The sequence below is a fragment of the Corynebacterium tapiri genome, assembly GCF_006334925.1.
Taxonomy (GTDB): Bacteria; Actinomycetota; Actinomycetes; order Mycobacteriales; family Mycobacteriaceae; genus Corynebacterium; species Corynebacterium tapiri.
The window spans coordinates 1-23365 of sequence record NZ_VDHJ01000005.1; the positions used below are offsets into that span (position 1 = coordinate 1).

Below are 23365 nucleotides of genomic sequence, written 5' to 3' on the forward strand. Positions count from 1 at the left end.
AATGAAAAATATCAACATGCCGGCCCACCCATTGACGGGGTACAAAACAGGCCAGCACATCCATACTTGTGCACATCACCACACAAACATGATGATGCTGTTATTGGCACACTATTGAGTTCTCACACAACACACGCACACCACCGAAAACCAGTCACAACAACCAATCACGATGGAAGCCTGAGTGAAACTACAGTAACCAACCAACCCCAGTCAAACCGTTGCTGGAAAGTTCACTGAAAATTTCTTCCGCCACCTGCATGTAACCTTGCGGTCATCTCTGCGCGGCGACTTGGATTACTTTAGACCACTACCCCAGAAACACGCAAACTCGCGTAATTTTCGCAGCTAGTGGTAGCAAGCGATCGGACCGTTGGGCCCGTCGATCACGCTGATGGGCGTGTTGAAGATGTCGGTGAGCAAGTCGTCGTCAAGCACCTGCTGTACAGAGCCGAACGCCGCGATGTGACCGTCCTTCACAGCGCAGATGTGGTCGGCATAGCGTGCGGCGAAGTTGATGTCGTGAAGAACCACAATGATGGTTCGTCCGAGGGAGCGCGCGGCGTCCTGGAGATGACGCATCATGTCCACGGAGTGGGCGATGTCGAGATTGTTGAGTGGCTCGTCAAGGAGGACGTAATCGGTCTCTTGGCATAGCACCATCGCAACGTAGGCGCGCTGGCGCTGGCCGCCGGAGAGCTGATCAAGGTAGCGATTCTCCAATTCACGCAGGTGCAAGAAGTCGATGTACTTGGAGATGATCTCCTCGTCTTCGGCGGTCAGGCGCCCCTTGGAGTAGGGGAACCGCCCGAAGCCCACGAGCTGGCGCACGGTCAGTTTGGTGACAAAGTGATTTTCCTGGCGCAGGATCGATACGACCTTGGCCAGTTCCGTCCCTTTGGTAGACGCAACGTCGTGGCCAGCGATGGAGATCGTTCCGGAGTCGACGGCAAGCAGGCGACCGATCATGGTGAGCAGGGTCGACTTACCTGCGCCATTCGGACCCACCAGCGCCGTGATACCCCCGGCCGGGATGTCGATGTCTACCGGGCCGATGTTGACCTCGGAGCTGTAGGACTTGGATACCTGGGACAGCGTGATCACAGTCGGCCCTTTCGCAGAATGACGAGGAGGAAGACACTTCCGCCCACGAGCTCAATGATGATGGACACCACACCTTGGGCGTAGAAGACGTGGTTCATGAGGAAGTAGGCGCCGGCGAGCACGACGAAGGCAACGGAGATTGCCATCGGGAACACATACCGGTGGTCGTAGGTGCCCGCGATTTGATAGGTCAGCGTTGCCACTAGGAAGCCCAGGAAGGTCATGGGGCCTACTAGTGCGGTGGAGACCGCCATCAATACGCTGACCAAAATAAGCGCTGCTATGGCGTGTCGCTGGTAATTCACACCCAGGCCGACCGCCGCGTCCCGCCCCAGCGCCACAATGTTGAGCCTGCGAGAGAGCAGGATGAGCCCTAGTGCGGCGATCGCGCAGAGCGGCAGCGCAACTGGGAAGTCCTGTGGGTCGGCGTTGTTGACGGAACCGAATAGGCGCGCGGTCAGCACGTCGAATTCACTCGGGGTGAGCATGCGCTGCATGAAGGTCGCCACCGATCCCAGTCCCCCGCCGATGACCACGCCTACCAGCAGCATCGCGTGCATGTCGGGGTTCTTGCCGGTGAGCAGCCAGGCGTAGAGCACTAGGGATAGTCCGACCATGAGGGCGACCTGGATGAGGAACATGGTGGTGTTCCGGGCGTCGAGAAGCCCCGTGACGCCGAAGAAGTAGACGGTTGCCGTATGAATCGCCAGGTACAGCGATTCGAAGCCCATGATCGAGGGGGTAATGATGCGGTTGTTTGTCACGGTATGAAACGCCACGGTAGCTACGGCCTGGCACACGGCGACGACGGCCATGGCGATCACCCCGTTGAGGCGGCGCTCGGCAATGAGCCAGAATTTCTCCGTGCCAAAGGGCATGGGGTTGCTGTAGGCCAGCAGCCCAAAGCCGGCGGCACCGCCGACAAGGACGAGCGCAATCAGCAGCAGCCAGTAACGGCGCGCAGCCCTAGGAGTGGCAAAAGCCCCGGAGGATCGCGGCGTTGTTGCAGTACTAACCACGGCGCGACCTCCGAACGATGAGCGCAACAAACACCACGGCGCCGACCACGCCCAAGATCACCGAAACGGGCATCTCAAAGGGAGCGATGATGACGCGGCCCAGGATGTCGCAGAGCGCGACGATGGCGATGCCGGTGAGGCATACCCACGGCAGGTTGGAGCGCAGGTCGTCGCCACGCATCATGGACACAATGTTGGGCACGATCAGTCCCAGGAAAGGCAGCGCTCCCACCGCGACGGTGACCACGCCGGTGGCGATGGCGATCAGCGCCGTGCCCAGCAAAACAACGCGCTGGTAGTTCACACCCATGGTGGTGGCAATGTCTTGGCCCAGGCCCGCGACCGTGAGCCGATCCGCCACAAAGAACACCGCGAGCACCACGAGGACGACGCTCCACAGCACCTCGTATTGGCCGCGGTAGACGTCCGTAAACGAGCCTGCGAACCACACGCCCAGCTGCTGCAACATCTCAGTCTGTAGTGCGAAGAAGGTCGAGACGGATCCCACTACAGCGCCCAGCATGATGCCGATGATCGGCACGATGAGCGAGGAGCGTAGCGAAACTCGGCGCAGGAAGAGGAAAAAGACCATCGTCCCAATGAATGCAAAGACAATCGCACCAATCATGCGCTGGGTAATCGTCGCTGCCGGCGCGAAGTACATCACGAAGAGCAGCCCCAGACCTGCCCATTCCGTTGTGCCGGTAGTGGTGGGCTCGACGAACCGGTTTTGTGTGAGCATTTGCATCACCAGCCCGGACATCGCCATCGCGGCCCCCGCCAGCGCGAGAGCAATGGTGCGCGGGACTCGCGTTATCAGGAACATGTCGCGGCCGTCCGGGCTCGACAGATCGTACTGCCCGATAAAGAGCGAAGCGATGAGGAGACCGACCACGAGCAGGAGGAACCCCAAAAAGGGCACAGAAAAAAGCCGCTGACGCGTCCGAGGGGTGCGGTCAACGGCTGTGCTCATAGCTGTCATTGTTTCAGGTTGGTTAGGCAAACCTACACTCGGGGGTTGGAAATCGCTTCTCGACGCCCCTTCTCCCCCGAATTACCAGAGCAGAAGCTACTTCTGCGCTGCCTCGAACTGGTCAGCAATCTGGTTGAGGATCTCGGTGTAGGTGATGATCGACTCGTTGGTGTAGGTGTCCTCCGGCGCGTAGTACACGTGGTCCTCGGAGATGGCCTTGGTGTTCTTCAGAGCCTCGGCACCGGAGATGACCTGCTTGGCACCGACGTACTCGGCGGTGTCGCGCTTGCTCGTTCCGGCGTCGCGGTCGAGCACCAGGATCCAGTCCGGATTGGCCTGAGCGATGGCCTCGACGGAGATGTCGTCACCCTGGTGGTCATCAGAGGCGTTGGCGATCTCTAGCGCCGGCGTCATGCCCACCATGTCAAAGATCGGGCCGAACACGCGCCCCTTGGACGGCGCGATGTAGCCAATAGTTCCGCCGGAGACGTTGACGGCCATGACCTTCTGGTCCTTGTTGTAGGCCTTGCGGGCACGCTCGAGGGCCTTGTCAAAGTCATCGACGAGTGCCTGGGCTTCCTTCTGCTTGCCAAAGATCTCGCCCATGGCCGTGGTCTGACGCTTAAGCTCTGCGTCCAGGGGCTCACCCTCGCGCGGCTCGAACTCGACAATGGCGGTGTCCGGGTTGAGCTTCTTGATGTCGTCGTAGTGCTGCTTGAAGCGCTGACCGTTGACGATCAGATCGGGCTCAGCCGCGGTGAGCGCCTCCAGGTCAGGCTCACGGTGAGAGCCCAAGTCGATGACCTCGTCGTTCTTCTTGTACTGCTCGACGGTGAACGGAACGATCGGCTTGGGAGCTGCCACCAGCGGAATACCCCACTTGGCCAGAACCTCAAAGGTGCGATTGTCCGTGGAGGCGACAGCCTGCGGGTTCTTGGGCACCTGCTGGGTGCCGTGGTTGTCCTCGATGGAGATGGTGTCACCGGAATCTGCCTGTGCGCCTTCCTTTGCGGCGGATGCCGAGGAGGAAGTCGACTGGGCGAAATCGTTTCCCGTGCTGCAGGCGCTTAAGCTCAGTGCGCTGGCTGCGAGGGCGGCGATGATCAGACGAGGCTTGTTCACAGTGTCCACGAATCCTTTTGGTTTGAACGGTGATAGTCCCCAACAGGCTAAGTTAGGGTTGCTTTACCTAAACGTACATGATTCCCCAATTGCGTCACAATAGTGTTTCTTAAATCGGCCATGGAGGGAACTCCATACAGAAAAGCCCCTCCAGCCAACAAAGACTGGAGGGGCCGAGATGAGCACCGAGACTACTTGCGCTTCTTCTTTCCACCAACACTGGTCAGCAGCCCCAGACCGATGGCCAGCAGCCACGCGTTCTTGGATAGATCCAGCCCCTTTTCGGTCGGGCGAATGCCGTCGTCCTCGGTGTTTTCCTCGTCGGCGAAGTAGAGGGAAAGCAGGCCGGCAGAGAAGGCGGTGAGTGCACCACCGGCGACGAAGTTAGGGACGAAAGGTGCCAGCAATGCGCCGCCGACAGCAGCCTCAGACCAACCGATGATGGTGCCAAACTTCTCCTTCGGCAGCTCCTTCACGGCGGGAACACCGGTTGCGGCGAACTCCTGCAAGCCTTCGGAAGCCTCGGCGGGCATACCGATCTTCTGAACGCCGGCATTGAGAATGAAGGCACCGGGGATTACTCGCAGGGCCGCGCTGGACAGGAAGTTCATTGCATTACCTCTCTAGGTCATTTGAATGTTGTCGTATCTACAACAGGCTCCAGCGTAGGTCGCCAGGCCCCACCGCGCAATCAGAGCGAAAGGTTGAGGGCATCCGCCTCGGCGACCAGCCACCGCGACTGCTTCTCGACGAGATTGTCCGGCACCGCTCCCCCAACGAGCAATAGCCCTGCCAGGTCCTCAATGTGCGCCATAACCTCGACCGGAGAGGCCTGCGAGTCCACAACCTGCAGCTCCGGAAGCCCCCATTCATGCAGGCCAAACGTGTACGCGGTAACCCCCTCCTCGCCCTGCCACACCCACACCGGGCAGCTCAGGCGCACGGGCGGATCCTCCTGCACAGCCTGCTGAAGAGCAGCTGGGCCGAAGGTGGTTCCTTCGCGGTAGTACGCCACGACCTGCTCACTGCGCGCCAAGGTTTTCAGGACCTTTTGGTGAGCACGGGCGACGTCGAGACGCGCGGCGGGAGTATCGGCAAAGCTGGCGGCGGTGACAATCAGATGCCCCTCGTGCTCGGCGATCGCCTGCATCTCATCCTCGGACGTAAACACCGGATGAATGTTGTTGAGCACGTCCTCGTTGGAATATTCCCGCTGGACAGGCGCAAGAAATACCGAAATACCGTCAACTTCGACCGCAAACACGTTGTCATTGAGCTGCGCGCCCGGCACGTTCTTGGCGAGCTGCTCCGGGGCTTCGCGATGCGCGGTGAGCACCATGCCGAGAACGACGCCACCGGTTTGGGCTTTGCTTGTCGACGATTCCATGCCAGCCAGGGTAGTTGCACGAGGTGTACACACCGGTGATATGGACCCGGATAAGCCAAATGCCCGGCTCTTTCGAACCGGGCATTTCGCCATTTGGTGGAGCTGCGGGGAATTGAACCCCGGTCCTCCGGCACGTTGCCAGGGCTTCTCCGTGCGCAGTCCGCAAGGATCTCTACTCGGCCCTCCGGCTTGGGCGGACGCCGTCCCGGATGATGAGCCCAGTCGGCGGAAAGGTGTCCCTGTTGGCCCCGCCGACGCGGCCAACAGGCAAGTCACCTAAGTCGATGCCAGGGTCCGGGTCGGTGACAAACCCGGCCTGACAGACACGCAAGTCGCTACTTAGGCAGCGAGAGCGTAGTCACGCTGAGAGTTCTTCTCGGCGCTTATCAGTTTGCTGCGACGCTTACGGTGGTCACCAGCCTGCACCGGCACGCTTCCCCTGGCTCAGTGTCCGAAGTCGAAACCATGTCAGCCCCTCGTTCGGCTCCCCGCAGTGGGAGGCTGTTACACGCCATACCTGCATGGGAATAACTCAAACTACCTGGCCTTTACCCTCCAAGTCAATAATCCCCCTCCGTCACCCCCACACCCCACATTGTGACCCACCCCTCTTTTTTGAATTGATTGTGAGCTGGATATAGTTCAGCTCACCCAAGCCCCACTCGAGTGCACACCAAGGAGGCGCTCATGAAGTCCACAACCGCTCGCCGAGCACTCACTGCATTGGCAGCGATCAGCCTTTTCACCGCAACCCCCGTTGCGGCCGAGGCCCAAGCCCCAGCCCCCAGCGCCACCGCCAACCTTGACGGTCAAATCCGCGGAATGGTGTGGCCCGGTGCCACCAAAACCGAAGGCTGGATGACCTCACGCGACCCGCAGGGAACCCAGGTGTGGTACTCGCGCAACACCGTCCCCAACGCCCGTGGAACGATTCTGCTCATCCACGGCCTGGCAGAGCACTCCGGGCGCTACGACTACGTGACTTACCGCCTCAACGAAGCGGGCTTCAACGTCTACCGCCTTGACCACCGCGGCCACGGACACTCTGCTGCGCCGGAGACCAATGTGGCGCGGGGAAACGTCGATAATTTCGCGTGGCTTATCGACGACATGGATCAGCTGGTCGACCAAGCTCGCGCCGAGTCTCCCGGCAAGCTGGTCATGATGGGCCACTCCATGGGCGCGATGGCCACCCAGATGTATTCGACGATGCACCCGGACAAGGTGGATATGACCGTCACTAACGGTGGTGGCGTACCGGCGAACATTCACGGACCGAACACCCTGCGTGGAGAGCACATCCGCCTGAATAATCTCTCACCCGAAAGCGCCGCGCTGGGCGAGCCGGTGACCGCTCCCCTGCACCTGGAGGATCTGCTCGGCCAGAGCATCTACGACCCGCTGAACCAGGCGCTGGCGTCCTCGAACCCAGACCAGGCTGTTATGCCGCAGACGTCTCCGCAGCCGCTGCAGGATGCGTTCTTGCCCAACCCGCTGATGCTGGAGTACCAGCCACCGGGACTGCTAGGCGACGGTGTGTACTCCGACCCGCGCATTGCTCAGGACGGTGCCAACGACCCGCTCTTCGCTCGCCAGATCTCGGCCTCGACCTCGCTGCAGCTGTCGCAAGCCCTGGCATACAGCGCGTACAACGCGAAGAAGTACACCAAGCCGACGCTGATCATGCATGGTTACAACGATGGCGTGGTCCCCGTCGAACTCGACACCAACTGGTTCAACGCGGTTGGGTCGCAGGATAAGCGCTACATCATCTGGGACGGCCTCAAGCACGAGACCATGAATGAGACGGTGCGTGACGACGTCATCAACACCGCCATCAACTGGATCAACGAGCGACTCTAAGTCACAGCCCGCTGGGGTTGACGCGCACCGAGTCCACACAGGCGTCAGCGGGCATATCCAGTGCAAGGCGAACCGCCCGGGCGATAGACTCCGGTCGCGCCCAGCGGTGGCCGTCGTAGTCCTCCGCAGCGATACCTTCGCTCGCGCGCAACTGGCGTTGCATATCCGTATCTACCCGTCCGGGGTGGACAGAGGTCACCCGGATAGCGCCCTTTTCCTCGGCGCGCAGGGCGTCAGTAAAAGCGCGCAGCGCGAACTTGGTGCCGGCATAGATCGCCTGGCCCGCCCCAGAATGCAGGCCAGAGCCTGAGTTAATGGTCACCACTGTTCCGGTGGTGGCGCGCAGCTTGGGCAGGACCAGTCGCGTGAGTTCGGCGATGGCAAAGACGTTGAGCTCAAATGAGGAGCTCCACTGCTGCCACGAGGCCTCGGCAACGCTGGTGCGCTCGAGCACTCCAGCACTGTGGACAACGGCGTCGAGCTTGTCGACGCCCTCAACCGCCCTGGCCAAGGCCTTCGGATCCTTCAGATCCGCAACAAAGGGCTCTGCACTGGGCAGGGACTCGACGACCTTGGCCGCGGCTTCCTCGCTGGTGGAGCCCACCAAAATATGGCTATCGGTCCCCAACTCGTGGGCGATGGCGCGCCCGATTCCGCGGGAAGCGCCGGTAACAAGAACAGTACGCATGGCTAAATCAGGCTCCTTGTGTTCAATGGGCAACTGCTGGAGCCCATTGTCCGCACAATGTCGCCGCCGCGCCAGAAGTTCTTAGGCGTTGATGCCCTTGATCTTGCGGCCCAGCTCGCGCACGACCTCGCGTTCAGCGGTGCGCTTTTTGATGGCCTGGCGCTTGTCGTAGTCCTGCTTACCCTGCGCAAGCCCCAGCTCAACCTTCAGGCGCCCGTCCTTGAAGTACAGGCTCAAGGGGACGAGGGTGCGGTTTCCGTCACGCACTTTGCCTTCTATGGAGTCGATCTCTCGGCGGTGCATCAGCAGCTTGCGGGTGCGCCGCGGCGAGTGATTGGTCCAGTGGCCCATGGAGTACTCGGGAATGTGCAGGTTACGCAGCCACAGCTCACCCTTGTCGATCGTGGCAAAGGACTCCACCAGGGATGCCTTGCCCTCGCGCAGGGACTTAATCTCGGTGCCCACGAGGACGATGCCCGCCTCGTACGTATCCAGGATGGTGTAGTCGTGGCGGGCCTTGCGGTTAGTAGCAATGGTCCCGGGGGCCTGCTTTTTCTTCTTGGCCATAATGGCGCTTCATCTTACCCTCTACGGGGGTTAAACAGCGAAAACGGGTTGGTCGCGCGGTTCGACTGCGCGCGGTTCGCCTGATTGTGGCAACTTTGTCGGACACCCAGGCCCGAAACGGCGGCTGCCCGTCCGACATTGTTGCCAGCCGGCGCCTGTAGACAGCGAAAACCCGCCGTCAATCCCGAGGGCGAGACCACGGCGGGCGAGCTGACCGGGAAGGTCCTAGACCACCGGGGCCAGACGGTGGGCAACGAAGTCGTTGGCCTTTTCCGTCGGGTGAGCAACGATCTGGAAGTTCGGCGTGGTGGTGTCAATGATGCCGGAGACGAAGCGCTCCTGGTCCGGGGCGCAGGAGCCGTGGCCTGCGGAGGCATCCTTCATGTCCACGTAGGTTGCACCGATGTTGACGGCGGCCCAGTACTGGTTGTTCTGGTTGGCGCGCTCGACCTCGCCCAGCAGGCCAAGCCAGATTCCACCCGGCAGGTTGGGAACCACGTTTACAGCGCAGTACACATCGTTGTTGGTCACAGCAACGTGGCCAGCCTCAATGATCTTGGCGTTCGGAGCCACAGAGCGGATCTTGTCGGCAGCGATCTTGTGATCGTTGATGAAGCCGCGGTGAACCTCATCGAAGTTGAGGATGTTGCGCTGATCTTCAATCACACCAAGCGGGCCGAAGTTATTGAAGCCCACGTTGATCACCACAGAGCGGGTGCCGGCGTGCAACTCACCGGTAGCGATCGCGCGATCGATGCGCTCGAGCATGGAACGGGAGGTGTCACCCGGGCAGGACCAGTCAGACACCGGTGCGCCCGTGATTGCGCCCAACTTGCGCGGCCAGTTGTTCTCGCCCTGCAGGCAGCCTTCGCTGTCAATGTTGTTCACCGGCGCCGGAGCGGAGGAGCCCGGAAGACCCATGGGCCCGAAGTTGCCCAGGTAGGGGTTCGACGCGTAGCTGTCGCCAAACACCACGATGTTTCCGTTCGGGGCAGCTGAAGCCACAGCAGGGGCAGTAAGCGTGGCAACAGCGGCGGCAGCCGCAGCCAGCAGAGCCTTAAGGCGCATTTAACTATCCTGTTCTCACATCGCATAGTTCACCGCTCGAAACCAAGCGATGACGTTTACGTAAGGACTATAGGGCACACAGGCCCTTGGCGTTACAGATACAGGAAATTTTAGGATTCCTGCTGCTGGCTCATGCGCCAACGAATTCCGGCCTCGAGGAAACCATCGATGTCCCCATCCAGCACCTTGGATGGATCAGAAACCTCGTAGTTGTTTCGCAGGTCCTTGACCATTTGGTACGGGTGCAGCACATAGGAGCGCATCTGGTTGCCCCAGGAAGCATTTCCGCCCGCACCCAGTGCGTCCATCTCGGCCTTTTCCTCCTGGCGCTTGCGCTCGAGCAGCTTCGCCTGCAAAACGTTCAGAGCCGATGCCTTGTTTTGGATCTGCGACTTCTCGTTCTGGCACGTCACCACAATTCCCGTGGGCAGGTGCGTAATGCGCACGGCCGAGTCGGTGGTGTTCACTGACTGACCGCCCGGGCCGGAGGAGCGGTAAACGTCCACGCGGATGTCGGAGTCCGGAATATCGATATGGTCGGTTTTTTCGACGACCGGCAGAACCTCCACCTCAGCAAACGAGGTCTGGCGGCGTCCCTGGTTATCAAACGGCGAGATGCGCACCAGGCGGTGTGCTCCCTGCTCCACAGAGAGCGTCCCGTACATGTATTCGCCGTGGACCACGAACGTGGCGGACTTAATGCCGGCTTCCTCGGCGTAGGAAATGTCGTACACATCCACCTTGTGGCCGGCCTTCTCGGCCCACCGGGTGTACATGCGCATGAGCATCTCGGCCCAGTCGGCAGCATCCACACCGCCGGCACCGGAGCGAATGTTGATCACGGCCTCGCGGGCGTCGTACTCCCCCGAGAGCATGGTGGTCACCTCGAGCGAATCAATCGAGCTGGCCAGGGAGTCCAGTTCCTCGTCCGCCAGGCTGGCGTCGCCTTCTTCCTCGGCGAGCTCGTACATCACCGGCAGGTCGCTGAGACGCTGGCGCAGGTCACGCACCCGACGCAGGGTGGCCTGGACCGAGGACAGCTCGCTGGTGACCTGCTGGGCGTGGTCCGGGTCGTCCCACAGCGAGGGATCGGAGGCCTGTTGCTCAAGCTCACGCACGCGCGCGGACAGCTCCTCGAGGTCCAGCACCTTTTCGATGGTGGTCAAGGTGGATTCGAGGGCATCAACACGTTCGGCAATCTCCGGTCGCATGGGCACACAGTTTAGCCGCTTGCCCCACTTAACCCGTGCGCGGGAGCCTGGCAAGGCACAATGGGTGACTATGAGCACTTCCCCAGAGCAGCAGCCCACCCTCACCGAGATGGTCGATGCCATCGCTAAGACCTATAGCGTCGCGCATGCGGATGACGACGACCAGCGTCTGGCCGCCACTCTCGTCTACAACGCCGGCCGCCTGGCGTGGCGCTTGCGCGAGCAGGGTGTGGAGACGGACTTCAAGACGTCGATTAGCGATGTTGTCACCGACGCCGACCGCGCCGCCGAGCAGTTCGTCGCCGCGGTGCTTTCGACCCTACGCCCGGAAGACGGAATTTTGGGCGAGGAGGGCACCGCGCGCGAGAGTTCGAGCGGGCGCACCTGGGTGATCGATCCGGTGGATGGGACGTACAACTTCACCCGCGGTTCGGATTATTGGTGCTCGGCGCTCGCGCTGGTCAAGGGGGATCCGCAGGAACCGGAGGAGCTGGTGTTGGGCGCGGTGCATCGCCCGGCTATGGGATACACGTGGGTCGGTGGCCCGAACATTCCCTCGATGCGCGATGGTGAGAAGGTGCGTATCGACGCCGCCCCCAGCCTGGAAAAGACCTGCCTGGCCACGTATCTTCACCCCAGCTTCCTTGCCAACGATCAGGTGCGCGAGCCCTGGAACCGCGTAGCCAGTACCGCCGCCACGCTGCGCATGCTGGGTGCCGGGTCGGTTGATCTGGCCGGGGTTGCCGACGGCACGAGTGGCGCCTGGATCCAGCACTCCGTTCCCGCCTGGGACTGGCTGCCGGGCAAGGCGTTGATCGAAGGTGCCGGCGGGGTGGGCCGCAAGATTTCCGCCGGTGGGGTCGAGTGGTGCATCGCTGGATCGGCCGAGGTGGTCGATGAGATCGCTACACTCTTGACGCATGACTAATTACGCCGACGACCTCGCCCTGGCCCTCGAGCTTGCCGACGCCGCGGACGCCCTGACCACCGAGCGCTTCGAGGCCAGCGACCTGCAGGTCGACTCCAAGCCCGATCTCACCCCGGTCACCGAGGCCGATCTGACCGTGGAGAAGGAGCTGCGCTCGCGCCTGGAGTCCGCGCGGCCTGACGACGCAGTCCTTGGCGAGGAATTCGGCGGCGACGTGCAGTTTTCCGGCCGCCAATGGGCCATCGACCCCATCGACGGCACCAAAAACTACGTGCGCGGGGTACCGGTGTGGGCCACGCTTATCTCGCTGTTGCAGGACGGCGTGCCCGTCCTCGGCGTCATCTCCGCCCCCGCTCTGTCCCGCCGTTGGTGGGCGGCCAGCGGCACCGGCGCGTGGCGCACGATCGACGGCTCCTCCCCCAAGAAACTCGCGGTCTCTCGGGTGGCATCGCTTGACGACGCCTCCGTCTCCCTATCCAGCCTTGCCGGCTGGAAGGAGCGCGGGTTGTTAAATAACGTGCTCGAGCTGAGCGAGAAGACCTGGCGCTTGCGCGGTTATGGCGACTTCTTCTCCTACTGCCTGGTTGCTGAGGGCGCAGTCGACATCGCAGCTGAGCCGGAGGTTTCGCTCTGGGACCTGGCTGCCTTATCCGTGCTGGTGGCTGAGGCTGGCGGGCGATTCACCTCACTGGCTGGTGAGGACGGCCCGCACGGTGGCGATGCGGTGGCCACGAATGGGGTGTTGCACGAGGATGTGCTGGGGATGCTGGGGAGCTAGCGCCCCTACAGCAACGCCTGAGCCAGCACGGTGCCAATCACGCAGGACATGATCACGGAGATCAAACCCGGGATGATGAACGAGTGGTTAATGATGTACTTGCCAATGCGGGTCGTTCCCGTGTTGTCGAAGCCGATGCAGGCCAGGTCAGAAGGATACGTCGGCAAGATGAAATAACCGTAAGCAGCACTGTAAAAGCCGACGATGATCTTCGGGTCAACACCCAGTGCCAGGCCTAGTGGCGCGATCGCAACCAGGGCTGCTGCCTGGGAGTTGACCAGCTGGCTGACCACAAAGAGCACAATCGCATACGTCCACGGAGCGCTTTGGACTACGTCGCCCAGGCCGCCCTTGAGGACGTCGATATGCGAAGCAAAGAACGTGTTGGCCATCCACGCCACACCGAACACGGAGAACACCGCGGTCATGCCGGCCTTGAAAACCTGCGTGGAGGCGACCTTGTTGGCCTCGACCTTGCAGGTCAGCAGAATGATTGCGCCGGCCAGGAGCATGATCATCTGGATGGCCAGGGTCATGGACATGGGAGCGAGCTTGCCGTCGTCGTTAGGCACCAGCGGGCGCAGCGCCTCGGATGCGCCGAGGATGGTCACCACCACAATCGCGCCGAAGAAGATCCACATGGAGCGGTAGGACTGCTTGGGAAAAGTGGTTCCCATCAAGGACTCACCCTTGGAGTACAGGGCCTTTTTGAACTCGGGGTTCTTGAGCTTCTCCTGGAACACCGGGTCCTTGTCCAGGTCCTTGCCGCGACGCAGCGACCACAAGGCCGCGATGAGGACGCCACCCAGGGAGCTGGGAAGGGCGACCATGAGGATCTGCGGGATGGAGTAGCTGGTGTCTGTAACACCCGCATGCTCGGCAAGCATGGAGGCCAGCGACACGGTGGCCACCGAGACGGGCGACGCCATGATGCCCATCTGCGATGCCGTCGAGGCGACAGCCATCGGGCGTTCCGGGCGGATGCCCTTCTTTACCGCGATGTCCTGAATGATCGGGAACATCGTGTACACCACGTGGCCGGTGCCGCACAGAACGGTCAGCAGCCAGGTCGACAAGGGCGCGAGGATGGTGATCATCTCCGGCTTTTTACGCAGGAACTTCTCCGCGTACTGCATCATCACGTTGAGGCCGCCAGCCTGCTGCAGCGTCGCGGCGCAGCCGATCACGGCGACGATGGTGAGGATGACCTGGACCGGGGGCTCACCAGGAGCCAGGCCCAGCAAGAAAACGAGGGCGGTCAGGCCGATGCCGGAGATGAGGCCCAGGCCCATTCCGCCATAGCGGGTGCCCAGGATCAGGCACCCCAGCACCACGATTGATTGCACGATGATTCCAGCCACAGACGCCGGGTCTAATAAAGCAGCCAACATACGCTTGCATCCTTCTAGTAGCAGACAAAAGTGATGGTAATGCCGGCAGTTACGTATCACTTACCCGCGGAAGGGTGATGTGCATCATCTACGTGTGTGCCGGAGGAGGGGCGTCGAGAAGCGACGCCCTACAGCAGAACCTGCGCCAGACCACTACCCACCAGGCACGAGACGCTGACACAGATCAGGCCCGGGATGAGGAAGGAGTGGTTGATGATGTACTTACCGATGCGAGTGGTACCCGTGTTGTCGAAGCCGATGCAAGCGAGGTCGGACGGGTAGGTCGGCAGGATGAAGTAACCGTAGGCGGCACCATAGAAGCCCACAATCACCTTGGGGTCTACGCCCAACGCCAGGCCCACCGGGGCGATGGCCACCAGGGCCGCTGCCTGAGAATTGACCAGCTTACTGACCACAAACAGCACCAGCGCGTATGCCCACGGAGCTTGCTGGACTACTCCGGACAGGCCGGTTTCCAGGGCGTCGATATGCGTCTGGAAGAAGGTGTCGGCCATCCATGCCACACCGAACACGGAGAAGACTGCGGTCATGCCGGCCTTAAATACCTGGGTGGAGGCGATCTTGTTGCCCTCGACCTTGCAGGTCAGCAGGATGATCGCGCCGGCGAGCAGCATAATCATCTGGATGACCAGGTTCATCGACATCGGAGCAAGCTCGCCGTTCTTGCCGGGCACGGCCGGGCGAAGTGCATCCGAGGCGCCCAGGAGGGTGACAAAGGCGATCGCGCCGAAGAAGATCCACATGGACAGGTGAGCCTGCTTGGGGAAGGTCTTGCCCAGCAGCGTCTCACTCTTGGCGTAGACCGTCTTTTTGAACTCCGGGTCCTTCAACTTCTCCTGGAACACGGGGTCCTTGTCCAGATCCTTACCGCGGCGCAGGGACCACAGTGCTGCGATCAGAACACCGCTGAGCGAGGCCGGGATTGCCACCATGAGAATCTGCGGAATGGAGTAGCTCGTGTGCGTTATGCCGGCGTTCTCGGCAAGGATCGAGGCCAGGGACACGGTGGCTACAGAAACCGGAGATGCGGTGATGCCCATCTGGGAAGCCGTCGAGGCCACGGCCATCGGACGCTCCGGGCGAATTCCCTTCTTCACCGCAATGTCCTCGATGATCGGGAACATCGTGTACACCACGTGCCCCGTGCCGCACAGCACAGTGAGGAACCAGGTGGCCAGCGGCGCGAAGATGGTGATCAATTCGGGCTTTTTACGCAGGAACTTCTCCGCGTATTGCATCATCACGTCCAGGCCGCCGGCCCGCTGGAGCGTGGCCGCGCAACCGATGACCGCAACGATGGTGAGGATGACAGACACCGGGGGCTCGCCGGGGACCAAACCGAAGAGGAAAACCAGGATGGTCAATCCGATTCCGGATATGAGGCCGAGCCCCATTCCCCCGTACCTCGTGCCCAGGAGCAAACATCCCAGGACCACTAGTGATTGGACGATGATTCCGACCACGGATGCCGGATCAAGAACAGCGGCGAACATACGCTTGAATCCTTCTAGTAGTAGATAATTCTCACGCTAGACCCGGTTGATCGGTATCACCTAAACGAACAATAGTGACTTATCGCACTAGAAATTAACAGGGGGTAAGAGGCGACCTCCCCGATCCCCACATGCTTCTGACCTCGCCTTTGGGGAGTTGTGCCCCGTTTTGGCGGATGCTTTACGACGTTTGCCTGCTCACCCGTACGGGCATCTACCCGTAGGTGTAACCAGTGGGCTTGGTCACAGACTCCGGAATCGGGCGATAGATGTACACCTTGGCGTTATTGCCACCCTGGCACAGAACGGAATCAGTGCCTTGGCCACCAGTGCAGCTCATTTCGTAGGTCTGGCCAGTGACGGGCGATGTCACGTTAAGAGTGGGTTGCGTGTTCCCGGTGGCGATCCAGTGGTCAATGAAGGCGTAGTAGACCTTGCTACCAAATTCCGGCGACGTGTTATTGGGTTCCCATGCAGGGCCCGTGCCAGTCCGCCCTACGGTGTATCCGGGGAAGTCTGCCTTGGAGCGACCGGAGTTGTTGCCATTCGGAGCTGGCTCTCGGTTCTCGGGGTTAACTTGGGTGGCTTTCGCATCCGCAGTCTGTGAAGATGCTGTCTGCCCCTGCGGAGCTCCGGTTTGCGATTGGGTCACCGTCACGACTACCGGCTCTTCCTTTTCGGTCGTGTCAGCGCTACAAGCCGAGACCACGCTGGCTGCCGAAAACCCGGTCACGGCTACCGTGAACATCCGCCCCCAGTGACTGCGCGTATTCACACTATCCACTTCCCGCTCCTAAAACCCGACTGTGATTCAGCTTAAAGTTTGTAACTAATGGTAATGGACTGCGCGCGACTCTTAGGAGGTTTAACCTCAGCTGTAGAACGCTTCCGCTGCCCTCCAACGAGTTCCCGCTTAGATTCCTACAGCGCCTCAAAGGGAAGGTGCTTAACCTATAGGAGAACAGTTGCTGGTAGTTGCCATCATCATTGCCGAGGTGTTGTTCTGGGTTTTACTATTCGGGGGACTCGCAGTTCGTTATATCGCGGGCATGAAGTCTGTTGGCATGGTGATGCTGGCTTTGACCCCTGCGATCGATCTCATTCTGTTGGCGCTGACATACGCAGACCTATCCGGCGGGGGTCACTCAAAATTCGTCCATGGACTTTCCGCGTTCTACATCGGATACTCCTTAGCCCTTGGCCCCGTGGCTATCAAAGCGATGGATCAGCGAGCCGTGAAGCGTTTTGGCGGACACCAACCTGAGCCCAGAGCAGAAAGCACCTATGCGGAACAACTGTCGCTGTGGAAGAGAGCTCTCGTGGGGTCCGCAGTTACGATTGTCCTGCTTGCTATCGGGGTGGCCATAGTAGGTGCACAAGGATCCTTTTGGCTCTTGTACTGGACGATTACCGCGGTGTTTGTCCCTATCTCTTGGTGGTTCATCGGACCATATCGCGAGCTCAAGAAAACGCGTTAGATTCCTCCAAGTACGGCGAAACCCGCCCCGGGGGCATGAGGGGTTAATCCGTTGGTCTAATTAAATTGGGATATAGTAAGCCTACCCTTACTTAGGGTAGGCTTCCCAAATGTCACGACGGATAGATGGTGCTCAACACCAGCAACCTCCCCTACCTTTCCTAAGGACACCCCCATTGTCAGCCTCACAAGCCCTCACTATTCGCCTGCTCATTCGATCCGCCCTCGCGGACATCGAGCTGGAACCCGCCCGAGTGATCCAAGCAGTCGAAGACGGATACATGACACTGCAAGAGGGCAACTCCGGGTGCCCAACCAAGATGGTGATCGACCGGTCCGTCGCCAACCGCGACTCCATCGCCTTTTCCATATTGTGCTTCGATGGCCGCCGCGACCTCGTGGGGTATAAGACCTCTTACCGGCACGGCATCGACAATCCAGACACGTACGACACGACCATCAGCCTCTACGACGAGCACGGAACTCCCTACGCGCTGATGGTCGGTGGCACGGCGGGTGCGGCCGTGCACGAAGGTCTGCGTCACCTGCAGGATTACCCACCGAACACCACTATGGTGGCGATTGGTTGCGACACTGGGGAGAAATACCTCGACACCGTCTTTAACGACACCTGGCTGCAGTCCCACCAGCTGCACTCTGAGCCGGTCGAGCGCCAGGTAGTGGGCATGTTTGAGGCCTACCGCGATTCGCACGCCATCTCCTGCGCTGAGGTGATGGTCGCGTGAGTTCGACGACCACGAGCTACCGGGAGGTCTATTCCCTGGCCCTGCCCATCGCGGGTGTGCAACTGGCGGGCGTGGCGCTGACCACGACCGACGTGCTGATGCTGCAGACCCTCGGGGTGGTGGCTATCGCCGGTGGTGGTTTGGCCATGCAGTTCTATAACCAGATCCGGACGATGTGCGTGGGCATGGTCACAGCAGGGGGCAACCTGGTCGCGGAAGCCGCCGCCGAGCGGGAGCGGGAGCAGGAGCAGCAAGCGCAGGACCACGCGCGGAAGGGTACCGCCCCCGCGACCTCGCCAACCGACTCCCCGGGTACGGAGAAAATCCGCCAGGCCGTGCGCAGCTGCATGGCGGTGGGAACGGTCACGGCCCTGGTCGGTGCACTACTCGTGATCGCCTTGGGCGCCCTGGTTTTGGTGCTGCCGGTCGATGACGCCGTATCCCGCCTGACCTTCGCGATGACCCTGACGCTCGCGCCGGGGCTGATCCCCATGATCTGGCTCAACGTACTTCGCCAGTTCGCCGTGGGTATGCGCCGCCCCGGCTCCTTGCTGGTGGTCACCCTCATCTCCATCGCGGTCAATGCGGGCGCGAACGCGGCGCTGCTGTGGCTGGTACATTCCCTGGGCTGGGGCCCGGCGTGGGGTGTGGCGGGCATCGGCCTGTCAACCACGCTGGTGCAGATCTTCACCTTGGCGGCCTTCGCCCGCACCTTGCGCCGCGATAGTTCCCTCGGTCAGTTCTTCGCCGTCATTCCCCGCCGGGAAGACGCCGCCTGCATCCGCGACCTCGTCCGCCTGGGCGTGCCCGTCTCCCTGACATACGGGTCGGAGGCGGCTATCACCACCATCGCGGGCCTGGCGATGGGCCTGGTCAGCCCGGCCATGCTTGCCGCGCACACGGTGGTTAACCAGCTGGCGTACATCGTCTACCAGGTGTGCATCGGCTTCTCGCACGGTGGATCCGTCCTGGTCAGCCGCGCCCGCACCGCCGGTCGCGCGGCAGTAGGCAGTGTGGCCCGCCGGGTGATGATCTCCGTGGGCATCTACCTCGCCGTTGTCGGCGTGGTTTGGTTGGCTCTCGGCCGTTTTGTCGTGTGGCTCTTCCTCACCGACGCCACCCCAGACACCCTGCACATCGCCACCCTATTGCTGTGCCTGGCCGTGGCGCAACAGTTCGCCAAGGGCTCACAAAACGTCCTGGTGGGCCTGCTCCGCGGTGTAAAGGACACGACTTCCGGTCTCAAGGCCACGCTGTGGGGCTATTGGCTAGTGGGCGTGCCAGCGCTGCTGCTCCTGGGGCTCGGCCTCGACTGGGAGGGCTACGGCGTGTGGCTCGGCCTGATCCTGGGCTTCGGAACCACCGCCGTGTTGCTGGCCCGAGCTTTCGCGCGCCGCTTGTCCGAGGTGCCGGAAGGGGACGCAGCCATGACCTGACCCCCCAATTCAAGAGGGCAACCTCCGAGTCCTCCGGCTCCGCGGGCCGCCCCCCTCTTAACCGTCAATCAACCTACCTGCGCACGTTGGGGCAGTGGCCCCAGATGCGTTCCCGCTGCCGGGTCACCGGCACGGATACACACGAAGAAGGATGACAACACCATGATGTTCAATGATGTGGCGTCGGCGCTAACGTTCCGGCACCCCGCACACCTCCCCGCAGCCCACACAGCGGGAGCCCAAAACAGGCCAGGTCAAACCACGTGGCTGCGAGTGGTGATCGCTGCGATCACCGCGCTGGCCGTGCTCCTACTCACCGCATGCTCCGACGGGGGCGAAAATGGCAACGGGGACAAGGCAAAGGGGCCAACCCGCGTGGTCGTGGACGCCATGGGCCGCGAAGTGACGGTGCCGCAGAAGGTCGATCGCATCCTCATGGGCGGGCAGAAGATGCTGTACACCACAGCACTGCTCAACAAGGACAACCCCACGGACAAGATCGTGGCATGGCCCGAAGACCTCAAAGAAAACGACAAGGCCACCTACGACCGCTACGCGGAAAAGTTCCCGCAGGTCAAGGACATCTCCACCACCGGCGAAATCTACAACAACACCATGTCCTTAGAGCAGGCGCTGGAATCCCGCCCAGACGTCTTCGTGCTCAACGCCGGTGTATTTGACGCCGCCAAGGACGCGGGCATCATCGACGGCCTGGAGAAGGCCGGCGTTCCGACCGTGACCGTCGACTACTTCGTGGACCCTGTGAAGAACACCGTGCCCAGCATCCGACTGATGGGGCAGCTCATGGGCCGCGAGCAGGACGCCGAGGAGTTCATAAAGTACTACGAGGCGAAGGTGAACATGGTCACCGAGCGCCTCGAGCAAGCCAAGGCAGAGCCCACCCCGACCTTCCTGTGGCGCGCACCTGGTTACTTCGACTGCTGCTCCACCTTTGCCAAGTCCAACCTGGCGGAGATCGTGGAACTCGCCGGCGGCGACAACCTAGGCAACAGCATGATCGACGCCAAGCAGGGCCAGGTCTCCCCGGAAGCGCTGGCGGGCAAGAACCCCGAGGTCATCATCGCCACCGGCGCCGACTGGGCGCAGGGCAAAACCCCGGTGAAGCCCGGTTCCTACGTGTCGCTGGGCTACAGCGAGGCCCCGGAGAAGGCCGCCGCCGACCTCCGCGCAGTCGTGGACAAGCAGCCGGCCGTGCGGGAAACCGACGCAGTGAAGAACAACCGCACCTTCGCCGCGTGGCATCACTTCTACGACTCGCCCTATAACTTCCTGGCCGTGGAGATGTTCGCCAAGGCCATGCACCCCGAACTGTTCGAGGACATCGACCCGCAGCGTGAAGTCCGCGAGCTGCATGAGCAGTTCCTGCCCATCGAGGCCTCCGGCACCTTCTGGACTGGTTTGCAGTGATAGGAAGTGAGGCGACATACCTAAAAGGCACAGCGGAGGACGCTGCCAAACGCATTGTGGAGAACGCGACAACCGGTGCGGCAGAGGACGGCCCGCAACCCCAGTGGTACCAACGTTCCCTACGGAGGAAGTGGCTGGTCATCGGGATTCTTGCCGTAGCGCTGCTGGGGGCATCCCTCATGGACTTCCTCCTTGGCGGCGGCAGTATGCCCGCCAATGAGGTGCTCTACACGTTGACGCATCCCGGGGAGGCCCGGGCTATTGACCGGCAGATTGTCTTTGACATCCGCCTGCCCATGACCGTGACCGCGATACTCGTGGGCGGTGCCCTGGCGGCGGCGGGCTCCCAGATGCAGACCATCTTGGGCAACCCCTTGGCAGAGCCCTACACCTTGGGAGTTTCCGCGGCCGCCGGCTTCGGAGCAGCTCTGGCCACCGTCACCGGCTTCACCGCAGCGGGGCTGGGCGCGGCCCTGGGTATGGCCGGAACCGCGTGGCTTTTCGCCATGCTGGCCTGCGGAATCATCCTGGTGTTCTCCCGCCTGCGCGGGCCCGGGGCGGAGTCCATGATCCTGCTGGGTATCGCCATCGTGTTCTTCTTCGATGCGCTTTTGGCCCTGATGCAGTACCTCGCCTCGGAGACTCAGTTGGAGCAGGTGGTGTTCTGGACGATGGGCAGCCTCACACGCTCCTCCTGGACGCAGATTGCCCTGTTAGGCGCGATTATGGCCGTTGGCCTGCTGTTTTTCTACCGCAATTCGTGGACGCTCACTGCGTTCCGCATGGGCGACGACCGCGCCCGTGCCTTGGGTGTGAAGGTGGATCGGATGCGGGCGCTGACGCTCGTGGCTGTCTCCTTCATGGCCGCCACCGCGGTGTCCATGGCGGGCACGATCGGCTTCATCGGCCTGGTGGGTCCCCACGTGGCGCGGCTGCTGGTGGGTGAGGATCAGCGTTACTTCCTCACCGCATCCACGCTGGCCGGTTCACTGCTTCTGGTGGCGGCTTCGGCCGTGTCCAAGGTGATTCAGCCCGGAGTGATCCTGCCGGTCGGCATCATCACCGCCATCGTTGGCGTGCCTGTGTTCGTCCTCATCATCGCCGGGCAGAGGAGGCAATCGTGGCGTTCCTAGCTGACAGTCACTGTGGCGATTCACCCGTCGCCGTTTCAGTGCGCGGTGTGGGGTTTTCTTATGGTGGTGCTGGACAGGCCCCCATTTTGTCCGACGTCACCTTGCCCGACATGCACTCCGGTACAGTTACCGCGCTGGTCGGACCCAATGGAGCCGGGAAATCGACCCTCCTGCGCTGTATCGCGGGGTTGGAGAAGCACGACGGCGACGTGCAGGCTGATAAGGCGTTGTACCTGCCGCAGGACCCGCCACCGGTCAGTTCCCTGACGGTGTACGAAAGCGTGCTCCTCGCCAGGCAGCAGTCTTTCAAGGGCTTTGCCGGTTTCCGCGTGGGCCGCGTGGCTCGGCGCGACGTGGAGGCCACGGTGGAGATGCTGGGGCTGGAGAGGTTTGCGTCGCGAACAATGGCGCAGCTGTCCGGAGGGCAACGGCAACTCGTCAGCTTCGCGCAGGCGGTGGTGCGCAAGCCAACTGCGCTGCTACTCGACGAGCCCACGAGCGCGCTAGACCTACGTAATCAGCTGCTGCTGCTGAGTCGGATCAGGGACTACGCGCGGGAGATCCCTTCCGCCGTGGCGATGACAGTGCACGACCTGGGGCATGCCGCGCGGTTTAGCGATTGCGTGGTGGTGCTGGCCGGCGGAAAAGTGCACTCCGCGGGGCAGCCCCGCGAGGTGATCACCGAGGAGATGCTGCGCGACGTATACGGCGTGAGCGCGACGGTGCAGGACACCGCCGATGGGGGGTTGGCGGTGGAGGCATCTAGGGCGCTGTGGTGACGCGCTACATCCGGTAGAGGGCCTTGCGCTGGAACTTCGGGTCGCAGGTCACCAGAACGCCCAGGCTGCGGAAGACGCTCTCGTCCACAGAGCTCAGGATGGTGGTGACGTGGACATCGCAGCCCCGCAGGTTCTTGACCTGCTCAAGCGCGCGGGCGGCCTCCGGGTTTGTCTTTGCGGGCACGCTCAGGGCGATGAGTACTTCGTCGGTGTGCAGGCGGGGGTTCCGGCTGCCAAGTTCCTTCGTCTTGAGGGGCTGGATCGGGGTGATGGACCCGGGAAAGCAGGTGCACGTCGTGATCCACGCAGGCCAGGTGGTTGAGGGCGTTGAGCAGCATGGCCGAGGAGCACCCCAGGAGTTCGCTGGTCCGCTCGGTGATGATGGTTCCGTCGGACAGCTCGATCGCAGCGCCGGGGTTGTCTGTCCGCTGTTCCACCTCCCGCGCCGGGGCTACGACCGTGCGGCCGGCGGGGTTAACACCAGCCTTGGTCATCACCGTCGCCGCTCGGTCGGACTGGGTGGAGTCAAGGCCACCCCGCCGGGACTGCTGCGGGTTTAGGTGACAGTTGTTTTTAGACCTTGGTGGACAGGATCTGGTTGGTGAAGCCTTGGAGCATCTGGCGCATCAGGTCTGGGGAGGCTTGGGACAGCAGGTCGTCGAGGTAGGCGGTCGGGTCGATATAACTGGGGCCAGCGACCATCGTGGGTTGTCCTCAAGAGGAGAGGTAAGAGTTGATTCGAAAGGTACTGTG

The 23365-nt window shown here is 61.8% G+C and carries 23 protein-coding genes, 1 other RNA gene and 1 pseudogene; 9 read left to right on the forward strand and 16 right to left on the reverse strand.

All coding sequences use genetic code 11. The features are described 5' to 3' along the window. Positions 1-348 precede the first annotated feature (348 nt). From FHE74_RS03965 to ssrA, 7 genes are all read right to left on the reverse strand, one after another. Complete coding sequence (locus tag FHE74_RS03965) at positions 349-1104, reverse strand: iron ABC transporter ATP-binding protein (protein WP_139465215.1); 756 nt, start codon at positions 1102-1104, stop codon at positions 349-351. Beyond that, a complete protein-coding gene (locus FHE74_RS03970; RefSeq protein WP_246049178.1) occupies positions 1101-2123 on the reverse strand; it encodes an iron chelate uptake ABC transporter family permease subunit in 1023 nt (340 codons plus the stop codon). The genes FHE74_RS03965 and FHE74_RS03970 overlap by 4 nt, the downstream gene beginning before the upstream one ends. Then, positions 2116-3105: an ABC transporter permease gene (locus FHE74_RS03975; protein WP_218973316.1), complete on the reverse strand. Its 990-nt coding sequence runs from the start codon at positions 3103-3105 to the stop codon at positions 2116-2118. Before FHE74_RS03975 ends, FHE74_RS03970 begins: the two co-directional genes overlap by 8 nt. Positions 3106-3192: 87 nt before the next feature. Next, positions 3193-4218 (reverse strand): siderophore ABC transporter substrate-binding protein, encoded by a 1026-nt coding sequence (locus FHE74_RS03980; RefSeq protein WP_139465218.1) that lies wholly within the window; start codon positions 4216-4218, stop codon positions 3193-3195. 191 nt (positions 4219-4409) lie between these two features. Continuing rightward, positions 4410-4829 (reverse strand): hypothetical protein, encoded by a 420-nt coding sequence (locus tag FHE74_RS03985; RefSeq protein WP_139465219.1) that lies wholly within the window; start codon positions 4827-4829, stop codon positions 4410-4412. Between the two features lie 80 nt (positions 4830-4909). Then, positions 4910-5605, reverse strand: coding sequence for a hypothetical protein (locus FHE74_RS03990; protein ID WP_139465220.1), 696 nt, complete (start codon positions 5603-5605; stop codon positions 4910-4912). A gap of 94 nt (positions 5606-5699) precedes the next feature. Continuing rightward, positions 5700-6081: a transfer-messenger RNA gene (gene ssrA / locus FHE74_RS03995) on the reverse strand. A gap of 211 nt (positions 6082-6292) precedes the next feature. On the opposite strand from ssrA, the gene FHE74_RS04000 reads away from it, so the two are divergent. Further along, positions 6293-7468 carry an alpha/beta fold hydrolase gene (locus tag FHE74_RS04000; RefSeq protein WP_139465221.1) on the forward strand — a complete coding sequence of 392 codons (1176 nt, stop codon included), beginning with the start codon at positions 6293-6295 and terminating at the stop codon, positions 7466-7468. Between the two features lies 1 nt (position 7469). Here the strand turns inward: FHE74_RS04000 and FHE74_RS04005 are convergent, their stop codons facing one another. From FHE74_RS04005 to prfB, 4 genes are all read right to left on the reverse strand, one after another. Then, positions 7470-8156, reverse strand: coding sequence for an SDR family oxidoreductase (locus FHE74_RS04005; protein WP_139465222.1), 687 nt, complete (start codon positions 8154-8156; stop codon positions 7470-7472). An 81-nt stretch (positions 8157-8237) separates the two neighbouring features. Continuing rightward, positions 8238-8723 carry an SsrA-binding protein SmpB gene (gene smpB, locus FHE74_RS04010; protein ID WP_139465223.1) on the reverse strand — a complete coding sequence of 162 codons (486 nt, stop codon included), beginning with the start codon at positions 8721-8723 and terminating at the stop codon, positions 8238-8240. A gap of 225 nt (positions 8724-8948) precedes the next feature. Next, positions 8949-9791: a GDSL-type esterase/lipase family protein gene (locus FHE74_RS04015; RefSeq protein ID WP_139465224.1), complete on the reverse strand. Its 843-nt coding sequence runs from the start codon at positions 9789-9791 to the stop codon at positions 8949-8951. 110 nt (positions 9792-9901) lie between these two features. Next, positions 9902-11002, reverse strand: coding sequence for a peptide chain release factor 2 (gene prfB / locus FHE74_RS04020; RefSeq protein ID WP_139465225.1), 1101 nt, complete (start codon positions 11000-11002; stop codon positions 9902-9904). Positions 11003-11072: 70 nt separating this feature from the next. Here prfB and FHE74_RS04025 point away from each other — a divergent pair, with 70 nt between their 5' ends. After that, positions 11073-11930 (forward strand): inositol monophosphatase family protein, encoded by an 858-nt coding sequence (locus FHE74_RS04025; protein ID WP_139465226.1) that lies wholly within the window; start codon positions 11073-11075, stop codon positions 11928-11930. Next, complete coding sequence (gene hisN, locus FHE74_RS04030; RefSeq protein ID WP_139465227.1) at positions 11923-12708, forward strand: histidinol-phosphatase; 786 nt, start codon at positions 11923-11925, stop codon at positions 12706-12708. The genes FHE74_RS04025 and hisN overlap by 8 nt, the downstream gene beginning before the upstream one ends. 5 nt (positions 12709-12713) lie before the next feature. Here the strand turns inward: hisN and FHE74_RS04035 are convergent, their stop codons facing one another. From FHE74_RS04035 to FHE74_RS04045, 3 genes are all read right to left on the reverse strand, one after another. After that, entirely contained in the window at positions 12714-14099 is a 1386-nt protein-coding gene (locus FHE74_RS04035) for an anaerobic C4-dicarboxylate transporter (RefSeq protein ID WP_139465228.1), read from the reverse strand. Positions 14100-14227: 128 nt separating this feature from the next. Next, on the reverse strand, positions 14228-15613 hold the full coding sequence (locus tag FHE74_RS04040; RefSeq protein ID WP_139465229.1) for an anaerobic C4-dicarboxylate transporter: 1386 nt from the start codon (positions 15611-15613) through the stop codon (positions 14228-14230). Positions 15614-15827: 214 nt separating this feature from the next. Beyond that, positions 15828-16397, reverse strand: a complete 570-nt coding sequence (locus FHE74_RS04045) for a hypothetical protein (RefSeq protein ID WP_180339673.1) — start codon at positions 16395-16397, stop codon at positions 15828-15830. Between the two features lie 181 nt (positions 16398-16578). Here FHE74_RS04045 and FHE74_RS04050 point away from each other — a divergent pair, with 181 nt between their 5' ends. The 6 genes from FHE74_RS04050 to FHE74_RS04075 all read left to right on the forward strand — a co-directional run bounded on the left by FHE74_RS04050 (position 16579) and on the right by FHE74_RS04075 (position 22612). After that, on the forward strand, positions 16579-17091 hold the full coding sequence (locus FHE74_RS04050; protein WP_139465231.1) for a hypothetical protein: 513 nt from the start codon (positions 16579-16581) through the stop codon (positions 17089-17091). A 175-nt stretch (positions 17092-17266) separates the two neighbouring features. Continuing rightward, positions 17267-17836, forward strand: a complete 570-nt coding sequence (locus FHE74_RS10755; protein ID WP_139465232.1) for a PALP domain-containing protein — start codon at positions 17267-17269, stop codon at positions 17834-17836. Continuing rightward, positions 17833-19272 carry an MATE family efflux transporter gene (locus FHE74_RS04060; protein ID WP_139465233.1) on the forward strand — a complete coding sequence of 480 codons (1440 nt, stop codon included), beginning with the start codon at positions 17833-17835 and terminating at the stop codon, positions 19270-19272. The genes FHE74_RS10755 and FHE74_RS04060 overlap by 4 nt, the downstream gene beginning before the upstream one ends. Before the next feature lie 162 nt (positions 19273-19434). Next, on the forward strand, positions 19435-20700 hold the full coding sequence (locus FHE74_RS04065; protein ID WP_246049179.1) for an ABC transporter substrate-binding protein: 1266 nt from the start codon (positions 19435-19437) through the stop codon (positions 20698-20700). A 56-nt stretch (positions 20701-20756) separates the two neighbouring features. After that, a complete protein-coding gene (locus FHE74_RS04070) occupies positions 20757-21833 on the forward strand; it encodes a FecCD family ABC transporter permease (protein WP_218973317.1) in 1077 nt (358 codons plus the stop codon). 110 nt (positions 21834-21943) lie between these two features. Next, a complete protein-coding gene (locus tag FHE74_RS04075; RefSeq protein WP_139465234.1) occupies positions 21944-22612 on the forward strand; it encodes an ABC transporter ATP-binding protein in 669 nt (222 codons plus the stop codon). 4 nt (positions 22613-22616) lie between these two features. Here FHE74_RS04075 and FHE74_RS04080 read toward each other — a convergent pair. Continuing rightward, a pseudogene (locus tag FHE74_RS04080) lies at positions 22617-23154 on the reverse strand (DUF1846 family C-terminal domain-containing protein); the annotation flags it as partial. A gap of 31 nt (positions 23155-23185) precedes the next feature. Next, positions 23186-23314, reverse strand: a complete 129-nt coding sequence (locus tag FHE74_RS10800; RefSeq protein ID WP_281279395.1) for a hypothetical protein — start codon at positions 23312-23314, stop codon at positions 23186-23188. Positions 23315-23365 lie beyond the last annotated feature (51 nt).